The sequence below is a fragment of the Catenuloplanes atrovinosus genome (assembly GCF_031458235.1).
Lineage (GTDB): Bacteria > Actinomycetota > Actinomycetes > Mycobacteriales > Micromonosporaceae > Catenuloplanes > Catenuloplanes atrovinosus.
The window spans coordinates 1,193,413-1,214,501 of sequence record NZ_JAVDYB010000001.1; the positions used below are offsets into that span (position 1 = coordinate 1,193,413).

13 protein-coding genes are annotated in these 21,089 nt (G+C 76.8%); 11 read left to right on the forward strand and 2 right to left on the reverse strand.

Annotated elements, in window-relative coordinates; all coding sequences use genetic code 11:
* Positions 1 to 108: 108 nt before the first annotated feature.
* Together J2S41_RS05185 and J2S41_RS05190 are read left to right on the forward strand one after the other, a co-directional pair.
* Positions 109 to 2,688 carry a helix-turn-helix transcriptional regulator gene (locus tag J2S41_RS05185; RefSeq protein WP_310363695.1) on the forward strand — a complete coding sequence of 860 codons (2,580 nt, stop codon included), beginning with the start codon at positions 109 to 111 and terminating at the stop codon, positions 2,686 to 2,688.
* Positions 2,689 to 2,690: 2 nt separating this feature from the next.
* Positions 2,691 to 5,585 (forward strand): hypothetical protein, encoded by a 2,895-nt coding sequence (locus tag J2S41_RS05190; RefSeq protein ID WP_310363698.1) that lies wholly within the window; start codon positions 2,691 to 2,693, stop codon positions 5,583 to 5,585.
* 16 nt (positions 5,586 to 5,601) lie between these two features.
* Here the strand turns inward: J2S41_RS05190 and J2S41_RS05195 are convergent, their stop codons facing one another.
* Complete coding sequence (locus J2S41_RS05195; protein ID WP_310363700.1) at positions 5,602 to 8,028, reverse strand: hypothetical protein; 2,427 nt, start codon at positions 8,026 to 8,028, stop codon at positions 5,602 to 5,604.
* Between the two features lie 10 nt (positions 8,029 to 8,038).
* Positions 8,039 to 9,808, reverse strand: coding sequence for a hypothetical protein (locus J2S41_RS05200; RefSeq protein WP_310363701.1), 1,770 nt, complete (start codon positions 9,806 to 9,808; stop codon positions 8,039 to 8,041).
* Positions 9,809 to 10,027: 219 nt separating this feature from the next.
* Here J2S41_RS05200 and J2S41_RS05205 point away from each other — a divergent pair, with 219 nt between their 5' ends.
* The 9 genes from J2S41_RS05205 (at position 10,028) to mycP (ending at position 21,074) form a co-directional block, all read left to right on the forward strand.
* Complete coding sequence (locus J2S41_RS05205) at positions 10,028 to 10,276, forward strand: hypothetical protein (protein WP_310363702.1); 249 nt, start codon at positions 10,028 to 10,030, stop codon at positions 10,274 to 10,276.
* Entirely contained in the window at positions 10,273 to 10,572 is a 300-nt protein-coding gene (locus J2S41_RS05210; protein WP_310363704.1) for a hypothetical protein, read from the forward strand. The genes J2S41_RS05205 and J2S41_RS05210 overlap by 4 nt, the downstream gene beginning before the upstream one ends.
* Before the next feature lie 57 nt (positions 10,573 to 10,629).
* Positions 10,630 to 11,574, forward strand: coding sequence for an anti-sigma factor (locus tag J2S41_RS05215; protein ID WP_310363707.1), 945 nt, complete (start codon positions 10,630 to 10,632; stop codon positions 11,572 to 11,574).
* A 152-nt stretch (positions 11,575 to 11,726) separates the two neighbouring features.
* A complete protein-coding gene (locus tag J2S41_RS05220) occupies positions 11,727 to 12,284 on the forward strand; it encodes a sigma-70 family RNA polymerase sigma factor (RefSeq protein WP_310363710.1) in 558 nt (185 codons plus the stop codon).
* An 89-nt stretch (positions 12,285 to 12,373) separates the two neighbouring features.
* Complete coding sequence (locus J2S41_RS05225) at positions 12,374 to 14,068, forward strand: RICIN domain-containing protein (protein ID WP_310363713.1); 1,695 nt, start codon at positions 12,374 to 12,376, stop codon at positions 14,066 to 14,068.
* 70 nt (positions 14,069 to 14,138) lie between these two features.
* A complete protein-coding gene (locus J2S41_RS05230; protein ID WP_310363714.1) occupies positions 14,139 to 15,821 on the forward strand; it encodes a S8 family serine peptidase in 1,683 nt (560 codons plus the stop codon).
* 106 nt (positions 15,822 to 15,927) lie between these two features.
* Complete coding sequence (locus J2S41_RS05235; protein ID WP_310363717.1) at positions 15,928 to 16,899, forward strand: zf-HC2 domain-containing protein; 972 nt, start codon at positions 15,928 to 15,930, stop codon at positions 16,897 to 16,899.
* A 117-nt stretch (positions 16,900 to 17,016) separates the two neighbouring features.
* Positions 17,017 to 19,836, forward strand: coding sequence for a hypothetical protein (locus J2S41_RS05240; protein ID WP_310363720.1), 2,820 nt, complete (start codon positions 17,017 to 17,019; stop codon positions 19,834 to 19,836).
* Entirely contained in the window at positions 19,833 to 21,074 is a 1,242-nt protein-coding gene (gene mycP / locus J2S41_RS05245) for a type VII secretion-associated serine protease mycosin (protein ID WP_310363723.1), read from the forward strand. Before J2S41_RS05240 ends, mycP begins: the two co-directional genes overlap by 4 nt.
* Positions 21,075 to 21,089: the final 15 nt, after the last annotated feature.

The following is a 21,089-nucleotide window of genomic DNA, read 5'->3' on the forward strand; positions in this document are numbered from 1 at the left end:
GCCAGGCATGAGCGAGCGCGCGAGTGAGTCATCGGCTCAGCGCCGGCCACACGGACACCGCGGCCTGGTGGACGGTCCGGCATGAGCGAGCGGTACGGGAGGGGACACATGCAGCGACGGCGGACGGCGGCGGGACGCGAGGAGCAGCTCGCCGCGCTCGGCACCGCGCGTCAGGAAGCCGCGGCCGGCGGGCGGTTCGTGCTGGTCACCGGCGAGGCCGGCAGCGGGCGCAGCACGCTGCTCGACGCCGCCGCGGACGCCTGGGCGGCCGAGGGCGCCGTGGTCCTGCGCGTGCCCCACCCGGACGGGGACGACTCCGCCGCCGGGTACGCCGCGCTCCTGCACGCGGTCCGCGAGCAGTACGAGCGGCTCGCCGACCCGCAGCTCGCCGGCCTGCTCAGCGCGATCGGCCGGCTCACCTCCGCCGGTGCACCGGACGGCCACCTCGCCACGCTCGCACAGGAGACCTCCGCCGCGTTCGGGCTGATCGGCCGCCGGGTGCCCACCGTCGTGATCGCGGACGACGCGGACGACGCGCCCGGCCTGACCGCCGCGCTCGCCGCCGCGGTCCGGGACGGCTGCCTGGTCGCCGCGTCCGCCCGCGCCGCCGAGGGCCGGCTCGCCGCGCTGGCCGGCACGGTCGTGCCGCTGCCGCCGCTGCCCGCCGCCGCGATCCGCGAGATGCTCTGCCAGCGGCACGGCGCACCGCTCGACGAGGCGGTGCTGCCCGCGCTGCGCGGCGCGCTCGGCTCGCTGGCCGGCCACCCCGCCACCGTGCTGCAGACCGCGGACGCGCTGGTCCGCACCGGCCGGCTGCGCGTCGTCCGCGGGCACCTCTGCCTGGTCGACCCGCTCGCCCCGATCGCGCTGCCGGCCGAGCACCCGATCGTCGTCGCGCTGCACGCGCGCGGCCCGGTCGCGGTCCGGCTCGCCACCATGGCCGCGGTCACCCGCTTCGGCCTCGACGACCTGGAACTCTTCGCCGACGCCACGCTCGGCCGGCTGGATCGGTACGGCTGGGTGCTGGACGCGCTGGCCGCGGACGGCACGCTGGTCGCCACGCCGCAGGGCAGCTTCCGGCCGCGGAGCGCGGCGCTGGCGGCCCGGCTGGTCGAGGACGCGGGCCCGGCCGCGGCGGCCCGGCTGCACCGTGCGTACGCGGCCGCGATGTTCCGCCGGGCCGGCGCGGGCGTCCCCGCCGACCAGGCCACGCTGGCCGACCACGTCACCTCCGCCGGCGTGGCGATGCCGACCGACCGCGGCACCGGCGTGAGCCTCGCCGCCACCGCGGCCGCGGCCACCGACCGCGAGCCGGACCGCGCCGCCGACTGGCTGCGCGCCGCGCTCTGGCACACCGGCGGCGGTCGCGCGGCCGACGACATCCTGGCCCGGCTGCTGCGCCTGCTGGTGCGTACCGGCCGGTTCGGGCAGCTCGCCGAGGTGGTGCAGGCGGCCGGACCGGCCGCGCACCGCGGCGGCGACCTGGCCGCGGCCGCCGCGCTCGCCGCGCTGCACACCGGCACGCCGGTGCCCGGCGACGCCACCGGACCGCTCGCCCTCGCGCACGGCTGGCTCACCGGCGCGCCCTGCCCGGCGACCGTGACGACGTCGTCGACGCTGGTCACGGCGGACGAGTTCACCCGCGCCGCGCACGCGGCCGGCGCCGGCACGGACGCGGACGACCTGCTCGTCGCCGGTACGCACGGCGACCTCGCGGAGATCCTCCGGCTGGTGCTGGGCGAGCAGCGGTACGGCGTACCCGCGGACGGCCCGCTCGCCGCGTACCACCGGCTGCACCTGGCGTACGCGCGCGGCGACCTGCCCGGCCTGCTCTCCGCCGCCCGCTCGGCGGACCTGACCGGCGGCGACGCCCCGGCCGTGCGCCGCCTGGCCCGGCTGTGGGGCGCGGAGGCGCTCGGCCTGCAGGGCCGCCCGGACGAGGCCGCGTCCTGGATCGCCTCCGTCCCGGACGAGGCGCCCTACGCGGCGCTGCGCTGGTGGGCGGCGAACGGCCCGGTGGGCGAGCCGCAGAGCGCGGGCGACGCGGCGGACCGGCTCGCCGCCGCGCACACCGCGCTCGCGCGCCAGCTCGCGCACGGCAGCCGGATCGGCACCGAGCAGCTGGTGGTCCGCGCCACCGTGCTCGCGGTCCGGTTCGGCCTGTCCGCGGAGGCCGCCGCGTGGCGGGAGGTGGCCGAGGCGCCGGGGCGGTGCAGCACCGAGACCGCGCTGGTGGTCCGCGCGCTCGCCACCGCGGACGCCGCCGCCGCGGACCGCGCGGCCGAGCTGCTGCGCGCCCGCGACCACCGGTGCACGCTCGCCCAGGCCGGCATCGCGCTCGCCCGGGTGTCCGCCGAGCCGCGCCGCCGGCTGCTGGAGGCGCAGTCCGCAGCGGACGCGATCGGCTCGCCCTGGCTACGCTCCGCGGTCACCGCCGCCATGCGCGAGCACGGCGTGCGCCGGCCCCGGTCCCGGTCCACACAGGACGCGTTCAGCGCGGTCGAGATGCAGATCATCGAGCTGATCCGGCGCGGCCGTACCAACCGGCAGATCGCCGTGCAGGTGCGGATGAGCGAGAAGACCATCGAGAACTACCTGACCCGGCTGTTCGCGCGCACCGGCTGCCGGTCCCGGGTGGAGCTGGCCGCGGCCAGCCTCACCCCGGACTTCCTCGGCGCATCGTCGTGACCGTGGAGTCGCTGGTCACCGCGCTCACCCAGTTCTCCGGCCCGCATCTGACGGTGCTGGCCGGCCCGGTGGGAATCGGGCGCTCGCACGCGCTGCGGCAGGTGCGCGAGGCGATGACCCGCGCCGACCGGCCCGTGCTGGACGTGCGGCTGGCGCCGGAGGACCGGCACGAGCCCGGATACCTCAGCGGCCGGCTGCTGGCCGGGCTCACCGCGCTCACCAGCGTCCGGTCCTGGCCGTCCGAGCCGCCGGGCTTCCCGCTGATCCGGGCGCTGCACCGGCGGCCCGGCCTGGTGGTGCTGGTCGACGACCTGCAGTGGGCCGATCCGGCGTCGGCGGAGACGATCCGGGGCGTGCTCCACGACGTGTCCCGCGTGCCGGTGCGGTTCGTGGCCACGGTGCGTACCGGCGCCGCTCCGCGCGCCGACCTGGCCGCCGCCTACGCCGACCTGCGCCGGGCCGGCCTGGCCCGGATCGAGCGGCTGCGCCCGCTCAGCCCGGCCGCCGCGGACGCGCTGGTGTCCCGGCTGTTGCAGGCCACGCCGCACCGCACGCTCCGGTGCCGGCTGCGGCGGCTCAGCCGGGGGCGGCCCGGTGCGCTGATCGCGGCCGTGGAGGGCTACCGCGCGTCCGGGTCACTGCGCGTGGCGCAGCGTCGCGCCTACCTGACCGACCCCGAGGCCGAGCCGCGCATCCCCGGCGACCACGACCTGCTCGGCGCGGTGCACCGGCTGGACGACGGCGCCCGGCGGGTCGCCCGCGCGCTGGCCGCGCTGCAACCGCTGGGCCCGGCCGTGCCCGCGCTGATCGGCCGCGCGCTCGCGCTCCCACCGGACGAGGTCGACACCCACCTCGGCATGCTGCGCGAGGAGGGTTTGGCGCACGGCGGCCGGATCACGGTCCCGGCGGTCGCGGTCGCGCTGCGGGACACCCTCGGTCCGTACGAGCGGCGGCGGTTCGCGCAGGTGGCGGCCGAGGCGCTGTGGTCAGGCGAGGCCGAGTGCGCCGACCCCGGCTTCCTCCCCGACGCGCTCGCCGTCGCCGGCACGCTGGTCGACCCCGCCCGCGCGGTGGCGGACCTGCGCGCGCACGCCCGCGCCGCGGCCGTGCGCGCGCCCGCGTCCGCCGGCCGCTGGTGGTCCGGCGCCGCCGCGCTCGGCGGCGACCCGGCCGACCGCGCCGAGGCGCTGCTCGCGCGCGCCGCCGCCGACCTCCGCGCCGGTCGCCACGCCGACGCCCGGCCGCCGCTCCAGCGTCTGCTCACCGACCACGCGGAGACGCTGACCGCGCCCGCGCGCGAGGAGGCCGAACTGCTCTCGCTCACCGCCGCGCGCGGCGCCCGCGACCTCACCGCGATCCGCGCCGCCGCGGCCGGCGACCCGTGGTTCCCGGCCGGCCCCGCCCCCGCCCCGGCCACCCGCGCCGCCGCGCTGTCGCTGCTCAACCGCTGGGCGGAGGCCCGGCGCGCGCTCACCGCCGCGCCGTCGCCGTCCGGCGTGCCCGGCACCGCGGGCGAGCCGGCCGGCCCGGTCGTCGGCGAGGGCGCACGGATGATCGCCGCGGAGATCGAGGCGGTCACCGGCCGGTCCATCGCGCTGCCCCCGGCCACCGTGGACGACGACGGCCCCGGCGCCGCCCGCCGCCACGCGGCCGCGGCCGCCGACCGGCTCACGCTCTCACTGGTCACCGGCGGCCCGATCCCTCCGCCGGGCGGAGACGGCCCGGCCCACCCGCGCGACGACGCGGTTGCCCGGCACACCGGCGGCGTGGCCGCGCCGGTGCGGAGGGACGCGGCCGGTCGCCTCAACGGTGCCGGCGGCGTGGCCGCGCGTGGCAACGACGGCGCGGCCACGCCGCCGGCGGGTCACCCGGGCGGTGCCGGCGGTGTGGCGGCGCCGATGAGGAGTGACGCGGCCGGTCGCGTGAGTGTTGACGCGGCGAGGCCGCCGGCCGGTCACCCGAGCGGAGCCGACGGGGACCCGGCCGCGCCCGAGCGGTGCCTGGTCGACTGGCAGCGGGGCCGGTGGGTGGAGGCGCTGGACGCGGCCACCGTCGCGATCGCCGCGGATCTGGCGGTCGGGCGCCGCACCGGGCACGCGGCCGTGCACCGGGCCGCCGCCGAGATCCTGCTGGCCGGCGGCTGGCCGGCCCGGGCCCGGTCCATGCTGGACGGTGCGCGCGACGGCGTACCGCTGCCGCACCTGCTGGCGCCGATCGAGGCCGAGCTGGAGTGGGTGCTCGGCGACGCGGCCGGGGCCGCGCGCGTGGTGGACGCCGCGCTCGACGACGCCGCCGCGCACGGACTGGTGATCGGCACCGACGAGCTGTGGGCCGCCGCCGCCGAGCACGCGGCCGAGCGCGGCGACCGCGAGGCCGCCGCACGCGCGGCCGGTTGCGCGACCGCCGCGGCCGGCACACTCGGCACCGGGACCGCCGCGCTGCACGCCGCGACCGCCCGCCTGATCGCCGGCACCGCGGCGAGCCCGGTCGACGAGGCCGCCGTGGTCGACGCGGCCCGCGCGCTGGACCGGCCCTACCTGCTGGCCCGCACGCTGGAGCGCGTGGTGCGCTGGACCGGGCGCCGGCCCGAGCTGCTCGCCGAGGCGTACGAGCTGCTCGGCGACCTCGGCGCCACGCTGCACCGGTCCCGCGTGCGGCAGGCCATGCGCGAGCACGGCCTCGCGGTCCCGGGCCGGGTGGAGACGCTCGCCGAGGGCGATCAGCTGCTCGCCGCGCTGGTCGCCGAGGGCCTCTCCAACCGCCAGCTCGCCGCCGCCACGCAGAGCAGTGAGAAGAGCGTCGAGGGCCGGCTGTCCCGCCTGTTCACCCGCACCGGCTACCGGTCCAGGGTGGAGCTGGCCGCCGCGGTGCTGGTCGGCGACTACCGCATCGGCTGAGCGCCGGGCGCGCGGATCAGGCCCGCTCCGGCGCGATCAGGCTGGACAGCGGCAGGTCGATGCCCTTGGCGCGGTGCTTCCACTTGCCGGCCTCGACGAACAGCACCTGGTCGACCGGCGTGCGCTCGTAGGAGCGGCGCGGGAGCAGCAGCGTGACGCCGTCCGCGACCAGCTCCGGCAGGCGCGACCGCACGGACGTGAGCGTGACCAGCGCCGCCGCGCTCGCGGTGACGTCGATCGCGCGGCCGGCCGGCACCTGCAGGTGAACCAGCCGCTGGCCCTCGTGGATCGGTGGGCGCTTGGTGTGCAGCGGCAGGAAGTCACCCTCCGGTACGGCCGGCGACTCCGGGATCAGCGCCCACGCGCCGCCGCCGCGCTCGGTGCGCGGCCAGGTGGCCACGTCGTTCGGCAGGCCCTCGGTGCCGTGCCGGGCGCCGGTGCTGCGCAGCACGATCGGGTTCGCCGCGACCTCGACCTCCTCGCCGGGGCGCCCGTCGTCGCCGATCGTGTACGCCACCTGGAGCCGGGCCTGGTCCAGCCAGCCGGCCGGCAGCAGGTACGTCCCGCCCTCGGTGGCCAGGTGCTTCAGATCCGCCGGTACGGTGCCGACCCGGCCCAGGTCGACCGCGCCGCCGGCCTCCACGCGCAGGCAGAGCAGGTGCTTCTGCGGCGCCGCGCCGGCCACCCGCTCGCCGTCCAGGTGCGCGATGAGGAACAGGTTCGGCGACGGCACGCCCTCGATGGAGACGCGCTGCGGCGACCACGCGGACGCCAGCCACAGCCGGACCGGCTCCGCGTTGACCTCGGGCTGGTCCGGCAGCCAGCGCACGCCGTGCGCGCGGGTGGCGCGGCCCGGCACGGTCAGCGCGGGGCGCGGGCTCGGCGGCGGCAGCACCCGGTCCGGCGGCGGCGCGGCCGCGGCGGGCTCGGCCGGGGGCGGCGGCGCGGGCAGCGGCCGGGGCGTGTGTCGGCGGCGCGGGATCAGCCAGCCGTCGTCGTTGCGCCAGCGTCCGGTGTCCACGGTCGCCGGGTCGGCCGCGCGCAGCCACCGGGCGGGCTTGCGCTGCTCGTCGACGGCGCGGGCCAGGCCGTCGCGGACCACCACCTCGGCGCCCGGGGACAGCGACCAGATCTCCACGCCCAGCTCGGCCTCGAGCACGGTCAGGTGCTCGCGCAGCCCGTCCGCCCGCTCCGGCGTCACCGGCGTGAGCAGCTGCAGGTCCTCGCTCTTCCAGCCGGAGCCCTCCAGCAGCGAGCGCAGCCCGGCGGTGCCGGCCGCCAGGTGCGTGCCGTCGCCGTAGCGCAGTGCCAGCCGCCCGTCGTCCAGCACGGTCAGGTCGATCAGCATCATGCCGGGCTCGGCGGACAGCTCGCCGTACCGGTCCAGCAGCTCGTCCTCGGACGCGCGGCCCACGTTGAGCAGCGAGACGCCGCCGACGGCCGTCACCTTCGGGCCGCCCCGCGGGACCAGCCGCCCGTCCAGGTCGGTCTCGAACCGGTCCTGCTCCGGCGTGTGCGGCGGCCGGTACGCACGCCACCCCACCACCGTGCCGTCCCGCCCGCGCGCGGCCAGGTCGCGGGAGCCGCGCAGCAGCACGGCCTGGCCGCCCGGCTCCGGCGCCCAGACGGTGGCGCCGGTCGACTCGGCCAGCGCGGCCACCTCGGTCTCCAGCCGCGTGCACTCGCCGGTGTCGTCCGGCCAGCGCAGCCAGAGCCGCAGGTCGCCGCCGTACAGGTAGATCGAGGACAGCGCCGCGGCCACGTCCCGGCCGGAGACGCGCCCGCGCTGGTCACCGGTGCGGTCCACGCGGTACGTGGTGAGCCGGAACCCGCCGCCGCGGGTGGCCAGCGCCACCGTCACCAGGTCCGGGTGGCCGAGCCCGAGCCGGGACGCGGCGGCCCGCCGGAGCACGAAGTCGTCCCGGTTGGCGAACTCCAGCCCGCCCGGCAGCGGCAGCGTGACCAGCCCGGCGCGGTGCAGCACCAGCCCACCGGCCAGGTCGAACCAGCCGGGCAGCGTGGTCGCCAGCCCGGCCGGCTGGATCAGCAGCCAGTCCACCACCTCGCCGCTGGCCCGGTCGACCGGCACCGCCTCCGCGCGGGTGCCGCCGCCGGGCCCGGCCAGCCGTTCCACGGTGGCGCCGGCCGGCGTGACCAGGATGTCGCAGCCGAGCGCGTCGGCGACCCGGCCGAGCAGCGCCGCGTTGCGGGCGCCGTCGTCGACCAGCACGCGCAGGTCCCGCCCGGAGACGCCGGCCGCGTGCGCGTGGTCGGCCAGCTCCTCCGCGGTGAGCGCGGCGCCGGGCGCGTCCGGCCGGGCCAGCCCGCCGTCCGCGGTGCGGGTCAGCACCAGGTCGCACAGGCCCTCGACGGGCAGCGGCAGATCCACCTCGGAGAATCCGTCCGGGGTGGTCTCCGGCTGCTGCGGTCGGGTCGGTCGCACACGTTCCTCACTAGCTCGCGCTGGACTGGACGGCCGCCGGGCCGGCCTCGGACGGTACCGGGTCGCCGATCAGGCGCACCGACCACCGCGCGGCCGGTGCCTCGCCGATGACCACAGGGACGGTACGGCCCCGGCTGGCCGGCACCGTGCGCAGCCGGGCGAACAACGCCTCCGCGCCGGCGGCGTCGCAGATCAGCACGCGGGTCGCGGCGGCCGGGCGGTCGAGGCCGAGCTCCGACACCGACCCGATCCGGCGGACGCCGTCCGGCACGGAGCCGCCCAGCACCTCACCGGCGACCACCACCTCGGCCGCGCCGGCGAGCTGACCGGCCAGGTCCCGGCCGAGCGCGCGGGCCGCGTCCGGGTCGCCGCCGAGCACCAGCACGTCGGGCGCCACCGTGAGGTCGGCCCACAGCCGGCGGCCCTGGTACGCGCCGAGCACCACCGGCGTGCTGGACGGCGGCGGCGACTCGCCCTCGGCCAGCCACCCGTGCGCGGAGCCCCAGCGGGCCGGGCGCGCGCCGATCAGCCGTACGGTCGCCGGCACGCCGCCGCAGATCAGGTCCGTGACCAGCGTGGCGAACGGGTTCGGCGGCGAGGGCATCAGCTCGGTCACGTGGCCGCCGGGGCGGGGCAGCGCGATCGCGGACAGGAACGAGGTCTCGGCCGGCCCGTCGTAGTTCTCGAACCGCGGCATCGCCGGTACCGACCGGGAGCCTCCGGAGACCTCCGGCGCGGCCTTCACCGGCGCCTCGGTCTTCTTCGCCGGCGTCGCGGCCGGTGCCTTGGCCGGAGGCGCGGCGGGGGCCTTGGCCGGAGGCGCCGCGGGGGCCTTGACCGGCGGCGGGGCCGGGGTCTCGGCAGGCGCTGGCGCGGTGGGCGGCGCGACCTCGGCCGGACGCGCCTTCTTCGGCGGTGCGGGCGGCGGGTTCCGCGGGGGCAGCGGTTCGAGCACCGGTGGCGCGGCCGGGACCGGTGGCGCGAACGTCGGGGCCGGCTCCGGCGCGGGTGCGAACGTCGGCGGTGCGAACGTGGCCTCGGCCGGCGGCGCGGCCGGGGTCTCCCGCCGCCGCCCGCCGAAGCCGAGCCGCGCCGGTCTGCGCTGCTCCGGGAGCGTCACCGCGGAGATGACCTGGGTACGCGTACCGCCGCTGACCGACACCTCGCCGCTGCTCTCGCCGGCCGGGACCGGCCGAGCCCGGCGCACCGGCCGGCGCCGCGACTGCAACGCCAGCTGTGCCCAGATGAGCAACAGGATCGCCAACACGATGAGTGCCACCCGCAGCGCCGTGGGTGACCAGAGGAAGTCCAATTCGGACCGGTCGGCCGGCCCGCCCGCGTTCGCGGTGCCGCCCGGCGCGGCGTCGCCCTCCGCCCCCGGTGACGGCGTGGCGGGCGCGCCCGTGGCCGGTGGCTCCTCCACCTTCGGCGGCGCGCCGTTGCGCACGCCGTCGCCGGACGCGTCCTCCGGCAGGATCAGGATCCAGCCCGGCTTCAGCGTGGTCGGGCTGGTCATCCGCTCGCCGTCCGGCTGGAGCCGGCCCTGGTTGAGCGCGAAGATCTCCTCGGCGCGGTTGCCGTCACCGAGCGTCTTCGCCGCGATGGCGAACAAATATTCCTGCTGCCCGTTGACTGCCGGGCCGACCACGTAATACTTTCCCGTCTCCACCCGGACGAACCGGACAGTGGCGGGCGGGGGCGCGGCCGCGGCGGCGGGGGCGGCGACGACCGGCGCGAGCAGCAGGGGAAGCATGCCGAGCACCGCGAGTCGTCGTCTCATCGTGTCATCGTCCTTCGCCGGGATTCGTGCCGTCGTGCCGGGGTGGGAACCCGCCGGAAGGTGGTTCGCGCGTGCCGGCTCGGAGAACTCGGATCGAGCGATTTGTTAACTCCGGATGATTCGTGAACCAGCGGGTTCCGCCCTCCGTTTCCAGATTGTTCTTCCGAACCTGGAGGGGTTATGAGCGGAATTACACCGTATCCACCGTGTGAGGGCAACGTGGCCGACACCTGCCGCACCGCGGCGGCCGGCATCGGCGCCCAGCTCGAGCTGCTCCGTGGTCACCTGGCCGGCCTCGACCCGGCCCGGCTCGGCATGTCCGCCGCCCAGCTGCGGGCACTCCTCGCCGGGTACGACATCTACGTGCGCATGCTCGACGACGCGATCGAGGACATCGCCGGCTCGGTCCGGCGGCCCGCGGGCCCGCGACGCTCCGATGTGGAGCTGGCCGGCGGTGAGTCGCGGTGAGCGAGGCCACCCCGGACGCGGACCTGGCCGAGGTGGGCGCCACCATCAACGCGCTGGCCGCGGACGTGGCCGAGCGGCTGGCCGCGCTGCGTGACCAGCTGGAGCCGACGCGTGAGCAGTGGACCGGTGGCCGGGTCTACCTGGGCCCGGCGGACGAGTGGACGATCGCGGTCGACGGCCTGTTCGGCCCGTCCGGTGTGCTCAACATGATCAACAATGCGATGAACGTGACCCCGCCGGACTTCCCCGCCGCGGGCTGGGGCGACGCCCCGGCCGGTGGCCGGGTGGCGGGCTGAGGACGAGTGAGGAATGCTGCCGCGGTGCACCGTACGCCGGAGGGGAGGGACGCCGTCATGAACGCACCCGTCTGCGACGACGGGCGCATGCGTACCCTCGTCGGCTTCCTGGCCCTGGACCGGCTCGCCGACGCCGAGCGTGACGGGGTCCTCGCGCATCTGGAGACGTGCGAGGCGTGCCGGGCCGAGCGGGACGAGGTCGAGCGCATCGTCGCGATCCTGGGCCGGTTGAGCCCGGACGACGTGCGCGACCTGATCACCGAGTTCGGCCCCGGCCCGGCCGCCGCGGCCCGGGCCCCGCTCCCCGGCGACGAGCTGTTCGGCGCGCCCGGCGCCCCGCGTCCCGCGCTGGTCGCCGCGCCGCCGCGCACCCCGCCGCTCGCGCTGCCGGCCGCGCCCGTCCCGCCCGCCGCGCGCCCGGTCGTGCCGGCCGCCCGCGCGGTCCCGGAGAGCCGGCCCGCGATCGCCGCGCCGCCGCGGATCGGGGTCGGCGAGGGCTACCTGCCGCCGCGCCCGGCCACCGGCCCGCTGGCCCGCGGCCCGCACTCGCACCGCCGCGCCCGCCGCACCCGGCTGCGCGCCGCGGTCGGGCTGTCCGGCGCGCTGGTGGTGGCGCTCGGCGCGGTGCTGGTGATCCGGCCGTGGGGCACCGCGGACGAGCTCGGCCCGATCGCCGCGGTGGCGGCCACCGCGGACGACGCCAGCGGCATGGGCATGAACGCGGTCATCTATCAGGAGGACGGCCAGGCCAGCGTCCGGCTGACCGCGGACGGACTGGCGCCGGACACCCGATACCAGCTATACGTGGTCACCGGTGACGGCGAGGAGCTGCTGCTGGGCCAGCTCAGCGGAGAGGCCGGTGGCGGTACGTACACGGGGGACATCGCCGTACCCGTGGATGATCTGTGGTATTTCACCGTCCGTCAGGTCGACGGCTCGGTCATGATCTCGGCGAACGTGGTCATGGGTTCACCGGGGCCGAGCGAGGGGGCGGGGAAGTGAGCGCAGCGTCCCGGGCCGAGCCACGATTCCAGCAGGTCAGCATAGCCAGTGAGGTCAGGGAACCGATGAGCCGCACCTCCCCGCTCCGAGATTCATCGGGAAATCACTCGCGCAATGTGAACTTGAGCGCTCAACCGCTCGTTATCACTCCCATGGATGCGGCCACTGGGAACACCGTGCCCGGCGAGTCGACGCCTCTGCCCACTCACGACGATGCGCTGAGGCTCGCGTACGAGACTCACGGGCCGATCCTGCTCAACTACCTCCTGCGCCTGACCATGGGAAATCGCGGCATGGCCGAGGACATCCTGCAGGAGACCCTGATGCGCGCCTGGAACCATCCGGAGGCGCGCACCGAGGACGGGCAGTGGAGCCGGGGCTGGCTGTTCACCGTGGCCCGGCGGATCGCCATCGACCACATCCGGGCCGCCCAGGGACGCACCACCGAGCAACTGGACGAGCGGATCGAGGCGCGGCACACCGCGACCGACGACATCGATCGGATGATCAACACGCGCGAGGTGCGCAACGCCGTGGCCCGGCTGCCGGAGCGGCTGCGCAGCGCGCTGATCGAGATCTACTTCCAGGAGCACTCGGTGGCCGAGGCCGCGCAGAACCTCTCCGTCCCGGAGGGGACCGTCAAGTCCCGCACGTTCTACGCGCTCCGCGCGTTGCACGAGGATCTCACCGCACGCGGCTTCCACCTCTAGGGACAGCCGGAAGAAATCACCCATCGCCGTGAACTCGCGCCCAGCCCGCGACGTTCACAGGACACACTTCGGTGGAGAGGGAATCAACCGTGAAAGTCAGATCGCTGTTGACGGCGATTCGCTCGGCCTGCGTGCGGGCCTGGCGGTCCCTGCGGACGACCCGGCAGCGCATCGAGGCCGGCGTGGCGTTCGTGGCGGCCGTGGCCTGCATCGTCGTGGCGGCCATGCAGGTCGGCCCGGCGCTCGCGGAGCCGAAGGTCGAGGGAAAGCCGGTGCCGGACACCCTGCTGGCGTCGATCGTCCTCGGCACCACGTCCTGCCCGGCGCTGACCGGCGAGCGGCTCGCCGCCCAGCTGATGGCCGCGTCCGAGTTCGAGGTCAGCGCGGTGTCGGACACCGGCGAGGGCCTGGCCGGCATGGACGCCGAGCAGTGGGCGCAGTGGGCGCCCTGGCCGGACGCGCAGCGCTCGGACGCCCGGGCGAACGTGCTGGCGCTCGCGCACCAGACCTGCGAGCTGGTCGGCCAGGTGCGCGCGGCCGGCGTCGACGCCGACCACTGGGAGGCCGCGGTCGCGGCCCGCAAGGTGGGCCTCCAGGCCGTGGCCACGGAGAAGCGCATCCCGGACGCCGCCGCCGAGCACGTCGACCTGGTCGTCGGCTACTCCAACTGGTACGCGGACCAGCCACAGTTCGCCGAGAGCGGCGCCGAGCCCGCGCCGGCCGTCGCGTCGGCCGCGGCCGGCACCGGCGTCCCGGAGGAGTACCTCGACGCGGTCCGCCGGGCCGGGCAGGTCTGCCCCGCCGCGATCAGCCCCGCGCGGATCGCCGCCCAGCTGATGGCGCTCTCCGGCTTCAACCCGAACATGCGCGGCGACGACCGCCAGGGCATCGCGCAGTTCACCACCCAGATGTGGAAGCAGTACGCGCCGAAGAACGCGTCCGTGTGGGACCCGCAGGACGCCATCCCGGCGCTCGGCACCGCGATGTGCGACCTGAAGAACCAGCTCTCCGGCATGCGGCTGAAGGGCGCGGAGCAGGCCGACTCGTACACGCTGGCGCTCGCCGCGTACCAGTGGGGCATGACCGCGGTCCGGGCCGAGGCCGGGGTGCCGCGCAAGGCGTCCGTGCCGCAGCTCGCCGACCAGGTCGACGCGTTCCTCCCGGTCTACTCGGCCGACACGCGGCTCAGCACCGCGCCGCCGTCCCCGCCGACGTCCGCGCCGGCCTCGCCCTCGCCGTCCCCGACCGCCGCCGGCCCGTCGCCGACCGGCTCGCCGAGCCCCTCTCCGGAGAGCTCGACCCCGGCCGCCCCGGCCGCCCCGGCCGTGAAGACGTGGGACCCGACGATCTCCTACCAGTTCGTCAACGCGCTCAGCGGCCGGATCCTGGAGGTGCCGGGCACCGACAACATCACCGCGGGCGGCACCACCATGCAGCTCTGGGACAACCTGCGCGAGAAGGACATGTTCTGGCACATCGCGAACGCGGAGGACCCGGCGTACGTGGTGATCACCAACGCGCACAACAACAAGGCGCTCGGCATCCGGGACGGGTCGGTGGACAACTCCGCCGAGGTCGTCATGCTGGACCCGGCGTTCGCGGACCACAACCAGCAGTGGCAGCTGGTGGACGGCGGCGACCAGGGCTACTTCCTGATCAACCGGAAGAGCGGCAAGGCGGTGGACATGTCCGGCGACGACTGCTGCGCCGGCAACGGCGCGTCCGTCCAGCAGTACGACCGGCAGGACCACGCGGTCGACCAGCACTGGAAGGTCGTCCAATGAGCGCGCGTGCGAGCGAATCATCGGTGCGGCGCCGACCATGGCGTGACCGCACCCTGGCAGGGGGCCCGGCATGAGCGTCTTCACGGGTAGGGTGACGCGCCGGCTGACCGGCGTGGCCGCGTCCGCGCTGGCCCTCGCGCTGGTCGGTCTGGGCGCGCCGTGGCCGGCCGCCGCGGCCGTCGCGGTCGACGAGTACGTGCTGTACTACACGGTCACGTCCGCGCAGCAGGGACAGCCGGAGAACCTCGACGAGATCTCCCAGCGGCTGCTGGGCGACCCGGAGCGCTCCGACGAGCTGTTCAACCTCAACTCGGGCCGCGAGCAGCCGGACGGCGGCGCGCTGAGCGACCCGGCCAAGCTGACCCCGGGGTGGTACATCGTGCTGCCCTGGGACGCGGTCGGCCCGGGCGTGCAGTACGGCGTGCTGCCGTCCTCCGCGCCCGAGACCGGCGGGTCCGCCCCGAAGCCGGGCACCACCGCCGGCCCCGGCGAGAACCCGGGCGGTAGCCCGGCCGACCCCGGCACCGGCGGGACGAATCCGGGCGGCGGCACCAACCCCGGCGGCGGCACCAACCCCGGCGGCGGCACCAACCCCGGCGGCGGCACCGCGCCGGCGTCCCCGAACGCGGTGCCGCCCGCGGCCCAGCGGCCGTCCGGCCTGAAGCCGGCGGAGGAGTCGGGCAAGTGCGTGGCCGCGACCGCGGCCAGCTCGCCGTCGAACTGGGCGACCGTGCGGCTCGCGCCGGAGCAGGCCTGGCCGACCAGCCGGGGCCTCGGCCAGATGGTCGCGGTCGTGGACTCCGGAGTGGACGGTTCCAAGGTGCACTTCACCGACCGGATGCTGCTCGGCGGCAACCCGGTGACCGGTGAGGGCCGCGGCGACACCGACTGCCTCGGCACCGGCACCGCGATGGCCGGCCTGATCGCGGCGCAGCCGCAGGAGGGCGACACGTTCGCCGGCGTGGCGCCGGACGCGCTGATCATGCCGGTCCGCGTGGTCACCGACAAGACCGAGGCCGAGGAGAAGCACCAGGTCACCGCGATCCAGGTGGCGATCTCCGCGGGTGCGACCGTGATCGCGCTCGGGTCCTACGTGGACACCTCGGCCGAGCCGGTGGCGAAGGTCATCGAGGAGGCGCTGTCCCACGACATCGTGGTGGTGGCCGGCGCGCCGACCGGGTCCGGCACCCCGCTGCACAAGGACGTGATCAGCGTCGGCGGCATCGGCATGGACGGCAAGACCGTGGAGGAGTACGCCGCGGACTCCGTCGACGTGGTGGCCCCCGGTGCGAACATCACCAGCCTCGGCGCCGGCCCGAAGAACAAGACCTTCGTCGGCAGCGGTACGCAGTACGCGGTCGCGCTGGTGGCCGGCGAGGCCGCGCTGGTGCGGTCCGCGCACCCGGGCCTGTCCGCCGCGCAGGTGGCCAACCGGGTCGCGGTGACCGCGGACAAGATGGGCGACGCCCAGCCGGACGCCCGGTACGGCTACGGCATGATCAACCCGGAGGTGGCGGTCACCAAGGTGCTGCCCGAGGAGGCCGTGCCGATCTCCGAGCAGCGCCGGGCCGTGGGCGACACGGCCGGCGGCGACGGCGTGCGGATCGCGTTCGTCCTCACCGTGCTGGCCGGGCTCGCGCTCAGCACGCTGCTGGTCTTCCGCGTGATGCGCGGCGTGAACCGCGCTCGGGCGGAGGACGGCGGCCCGGGCACGCCCGGGGACGACGGCTCCCAGGCGAAACCGGCGGTGTGACGGGCGAAATCGCTTGGCCGTGAACTTCGGAACTGTAAGTCTCGTTCAGAGTAGGTCGGGTCGCGGGGGCGACCTCGCGGAAGAGGGCTGAGGGGGTTGAAAGCACATGGTTGACGACGTGTGCGCCGAGCCTCAGCTACGCGCCGCGCTCGGCCTGTACCTGGCCGGTGCGCTGCCGGACGACGAGAGCCGGGCGGTGGAGCTCCACCTGTCGAGCTGCGCGCAGTGCCTCGCGGACGCGGAGGCGCTGGGCGAGGCGGTGGCCATGCTCGGCCTGCTGACCGAGACGGACCGCCGTGAGCTGATCGAGGAGTTCGGCGTGCGGGCCCCGGCGGAGGCGCCGGAGCCCGCACCGGGCCCGGAGCCCGCACCGGGCCCGCCCGGAACGTCCCCAGCCGCTCCCGCGGCGTCGGCGGCTCCTGCGGCGTCGGCGGCTCCTGCGGCGTCGGCGGCTCCTGCGGCGTCGGCGGCTCCTGCGGCGTCGGCGGCTCCCGTGGTTTCAGCGGCTTCCGAGGTCGCGGCGGCCGCGCGGCCCACGACGCCGTCCACCCGGCCGTTCGGCACCGCGCGGGCCGGCCGGACCGACGGCACGCGGCCCGGCGGCGGCACCGGCCCGGGCCGCGCCCGGGGCAGCCGCCGGTCCCGGCTGACGCTGGCCGCCGCGGGCCTGGCGGTGGTGCTGCTGCTCACCACCGGCATCGCGCTCGGCCGCCCGCTGGTGGCCGGCTGGTTCGGCGGGGGTGGCGACACCTCGGTCACGCTGGTCACCGACGCGGCCGACCAGACCACCGGCGCGACGCTCACCGTCACGCTCTCCCAGGAGGGCGACGCGGTCAGCATGAAGGCCACGGTGGACGGGCTGCGCCCCGGTGCGCTGTACCGCTTCTCCGTGACCGACCTGGACGAGACCACCTGGGAACTCGCGACGATCACCGGCACCGGGAGCGCGCAGGACGTGGAGCGCACCTCCCCGGTCCCGCTCGACCGGGTGGACCGGTTCAGCGTCACGGCCGAGGACGGCGCGCTGGTGGTCGTGGCCGTGGTCGACCGGGCCGCACCGTCCGGTTCCCCCTCCTGAGGACTGGCGGAGGATTACCCGCAAGTTTGCCCCGGGGGTGCCGGTTACGCGCGCTGGCCCACCGGTCCGCGGAATGCTCGACTCGGTGGACTCGGCGAGGTGAGGAGGTCCGGTCGGATGGGCGCGTTGCGGACTGCCTGGCGATCATTGCGGCAGACCGGGCGCTCCGCCGACCCGGGGGTGCAGGTCGAGTGGTTCGGCTCGGGCGCGATCGTGTCCGCGGACAACGACTCGCCGTACCGGCTGTGGCAGCTGCTGACCGCGGCGGCCGTACCGTCCGATGATTTCCTGATCGTGCCGTCCGGGCGCGCGCTGCGGCACCCGGCCGGCATCGACGCGCTGCGGGACGCCACGCTTCGGGCCGCGGAGGAGAGCGGGCGCAACCGGATCTGGATCGCGGCCGCGGGCATCGGCCGGCCGGACGACGTGCACGCGGGCTGGCTGCACCACATCGCGGTCCGTACCGGCGTGCAGTTGCTCGCCCCGGACGGCCCGATCGAGGCGACGCCGGACGGCACGCTCTACGTCGCGGGCGCGACCGGCGGCTGGGGGTGGCGGTCCTTCCTGGAGGAGGGGCGCTGCCCGGTGGCCGGCAACCGCTGCCCGCTGCCCGACTGGGAGCGGGTGCTGCCGGACCGGTCGATCCCGGTCGGCGGGCTGTGGCTGGACCCGATCCCGGCCGGCGTGGCCCTGCGCGCCGGGCCGGTGCCGACCTCGCCGCAGGACGCGGCGTTCCGGGTACCGGTGGATCCGGACGGCCCGACGCTGGTGATCCGGCACTTCGGCGGCCCGGTGGTGGAGCCGTCCCGGATCGTCGAGGTGTTCGCCGGGCTGCCCGCGCGCACGCCGGTCCGGCTCGAGGTGCGGCACGCCCAGGGCCCGGTGAACGCGGGCTGGCTGGACGCGCTGGCCGGCGCGCTGTACGGGGCCGCCGACCCGGCCGGCCCACGGCGTACCCGCCAGGTGATCTTCCGGCCCGCCGCGCTGCTCGACCTGGGCTGGCAGCGGACCGGCCAGCGGCTGTTCCGCAGCCACGCGGAGCCGCGCCTGCTGGCCGAGGTGATCCCGGCCGGCATCCTGATCCGCCCGGACGGCGTCTACACCTCGGACGGACTCGCGATCTTCGACCCGCGCACCCGCACGCTGACCGTCGGCGCGGACGGCGTGACCGCGTCCGCGGCGCTGGTCGAGCCGCTCAGCCGCATGCTGGAGGCCGCGCCCGCCGACCCGATCGGCCCGGTCCGGCTCACGCTGGCCGGTGAGACGGACGGCCGGTGGCGCGACCGGCTGATCGACGCGGCGCTGCGCGGCGGCCTGCTGGTCGGCGCGGGCGCGCTCGCCTGGGAGGCGGCGGACTCCGGCGCGCCGGCCGCGGCGCATCCGGCGGCCGAGGCGCCGACCGGCGACGTCTTCGCCAAGGTCGTGCCGTGGGCCGGGTACGACGTGCTGGAGGGCGACACCGGCGGCCGGATGATCGGCGGGTTCGAGGAGGACACGCCGGTCCTCGGCGGTGCGGTGCCGGCGCAGTGGCCGGCGGTCTCGACGACGTCCGCGGCGTCCGGCTCCGGCGACTGGCAGCCGGCCGCGCCCGCCGCTGACGGCTGGCAGCAGCGGGGTACGGCCGCCTCGGGCGGCTGGGAGCACGGCGCACCGGCCTCCGGCGGCTGGGAGCAGGAGGTGGCGGCCTCCGGCGGGGGACAGGTCGCGCCGGCGTCGCAGGGCTGGGGGACCGGCGCGGCGGAGTTCGGCGCACCGGCGACCGGCGCCGACGACCCGGGCACGGACTCCGGTGCGGTGCCGCACCCCGGGGTGACGCCGGACGAGGCGCACGTGACCGCGGAGGCTTCCGCGCCGGACGGCGGCATGGCCTACCTCGTGCCGGGCCGGCGCCCGGACGGCGCCGAGCGGCAGACCCGCCCCGCCGGCCCGGACCCGAACCCCCCGGCCGCGCCGGAGACCGAGGTCGCGGAGGCGCCGACCCTGCCGGGCGCCGAACTGCCGACCGCGGCCGTGCCGCCGGCCGCGATGGGTCTGATGGTCACGTCCGGTCCCGACTCGGCCGCGGAGTCCGGCGGGACCACCGTGGTGACGCCGCCGGGCGCGATGCCGGTGCTCGCCACCGCGCCGGCCCGGAAGCAGGGCGACCTGGAGAGCGACAGCGACGACCAGGCCGCGTTCGCGGCCGGCCTGGGCGCGAACTTCCACGACTCGATCACCACGGTCAACGCGGCGCTCGCGGCGTGGCCCGCGCTGCGCCGCGACACCTCGCCGGCCGCGAAGACCGACCTGGTGGCGATCCGCACCTACCTGAGCCACACCAAGCTCGGCGCCACCTACCTCAACGGCGTGCTCCGGGCCGGCCGCCGCCCGCAGCTCGACGGGTACGTACCGTGCCTGCTCTCCGGCCTGAACCGGATGCCGCCGTGCCGCCGCGTGATGGTCACCCAGGCGCGGCTGCCGGTCCCCGCGGGCGAGCTGTACCGGGAGGGCGCGATCCTGGTCGAGCCCGGCTTCCGCAACGTCGGCGGATCGCTGACGCACACGGTGGCGCGCACGGACGTGGACTACCTGATCTGGTCGCGCAGCGCCCGCCAGATCACCATGCTGAGCGAGTTCCCCGACTTCGACGAGGCCGTGTTCCTCGCCGGTACGAGGTTCAAGGTGCTGGCCGTCCGCGGTGACACCGGCGACGGAAAGAAGAAGAAGGAGGAGGTACGGGTGCCGTCGAGCGCCGTACTGCTGCGTGAGCTGCTTCCCGGCGAGACGTCGCCGGAGTCCGAACTGGACGACACCGACCGGTCCGCGCTCAACCGCCTGGACAAGGCGCTCACCCGCCGCCGGGCGTCCACGATCGAGCCGATCGAGGATCCGGACCTGATCCGCCGGCTGCTCGGCGGACCGCTGGGCTACGTCGACGCGCCGGACGGTGCCGCATGATCCGCGCCCGGTACGCCGCGGTGCGCACGCTGCTGGCCACCGGCCTGGCCGGCGCCGCCGTGCTCGCACCGTCCGCCCCCGCGTACGCGCTGCCCGCGGCGCCCGACCCGGCGCCGTCGGTCGCGCAGGGCGCCTGCCTGCCGCCGCCGACCGGGACCGACGGCGAGATCCCGTGGGCGCAGCGGCAACTGGCCCCGGAGCGGGTCTGGGACCTCACCCGCGGCGCCGGCATCACGGTCGCGGTGCTCGACTCCGGTGTGGACGGTCAGTCGCCGCAGATCAAGGGCCGGGTGCAGCGCGGCGTGGACACGACCGGCTCGGGCGGCCCGGGCGACCGGGACTGCCTGGGTCACGGCACGTTCGTGGCCGGCATCATCGCGGCCGGGTCCGCGGAGGGCGCGGGCTTCGCCGGCATGGCGCCGGAGGCGCAGATCCTGCCCATCAAGATCACTAACACGCCCGAGGACGGCCCGATCCCGGCGCTGGCCGAGGGCATCCGCGAGGCGGTGGACGGCGGGGCCCGGGTCATCAACATCTCGGCCGGCACCGCCACCGACGACCCGGGCGTCAAGTCCGCCGTGGAGTACGCGATCGAGCGCGACGTGCTCATCGTGGCCGCGGCCCCGAACGACTCCGGCGACTCGGTGGACGCGTACCCCGCGGCGTACCCGGGCGTGCTGGCGGTCGGCGCGATCGACGCCACCGGCGCGCGCGCCGGCTTCTCCCAGGACGGCGCCACGGTCAGCCTGGTGGCCCCGGGCGTGGACGTGGTCTCCATCGGCCCCGGCGGCCCCGGGCAGTGGCGGGGCAGCGGCACCAGCTACGCCACCCCGTTCGTGGCCGGCACCGCCGCGCTGGTCCGTGCGTACCGGCCGAATCTGACCGTGGAGCAGGTGCGGCACCGCCTCCAGGCGACCGCGGACTTTCCGGCCGCCACGCTGCCCGACCAGGGCGTGGGCTGGGGCGTGGTCAACCCGCTGGCCGCGGTCTCCACCGTGCTGCCGGAGGAGGGCCTGGCCGGCAACGCGGTGCCGCGCGCGCAGCCGGCCCGCGCGCCGGAGAGCGCCTTCAGCCACCCGGTCGCGCCGATGCTCACGTTCGCGGTGGCGACGCTGGTGGTGGTGGCGACCATGGCGGCGCTGCTCGCCGTGCTCGGCCCGGTGGGGCACCGCCGCCGCTGGGCGCCGGCCCGCGAGGCCGTCACCGAGGACCAGCAGCCACCGGCCAAGACGTCCTGATCCGGTCGATGCCCT

What these genes read in the sequence shown, in the direction of transcription:
- J2S41_RS05185 (WP_310363695.1), top strand. Translation starts at nt 109, where the DNA reads ATGCAGCGACGGCGGACGGCGGCGGGACGCGAGGAGCAGCTCGCCGCG.
- J2S41_RS05240 (WP_310363720.1), top strand. Translation starts at nt 17,017, where the DNA reads ATGGGCGCGTTGCGGACTGCCTGGCGATCATTGCGGCAGACCGGGCGC.
- J2S41_RS05220 (WP_310363710.1), top strand. Translation starts at nt 11,727, where the DNA reads ATGGATGCGGCCACTGGGAACACCGTGCCCGGCGAGTCGACGCCTCTG.
- J2S41_RS05235 (WP_310363717.1), top strand. Translation starts at nt 15,928, where the DNA reads ATGGTTGACGACGTGTGCGCCGAGCCTCAGCTACGCGCCGCGCTCGGC.
- mycP (WP_310363723.1), top strand. Translation starts at nt 19,833, where the DNA reads ATGATCCGCGCCCGGTACGCCGCGGTGCGCACGCTGCTGGCCACCGGC.
- J2S41_RS05215 (WP_310363707.1), top strand. Translation starts at nt 10,630, where the DNA reads ATGAACGCACCCGTCTGCGACGACGGGCGCATGCGTACCCTCGTCGGC.
- J2S41_RS05230 (WP_310363714.1), top strand. Translation starts at nt 14,139, where the DNA reads ATGAGCGTCTTCACGGGTAGGGTGACGCGCCGGCTGACCGGCGTGGCC.
- J2S41_RS05200 (WP_310363701.1), bottom strand. Translation starts at nt 9,808, where the DNA reads ATGAGACGACGACTCGCGGTGCTCGGCATGCTTCCCCTGCTGCTCGCG.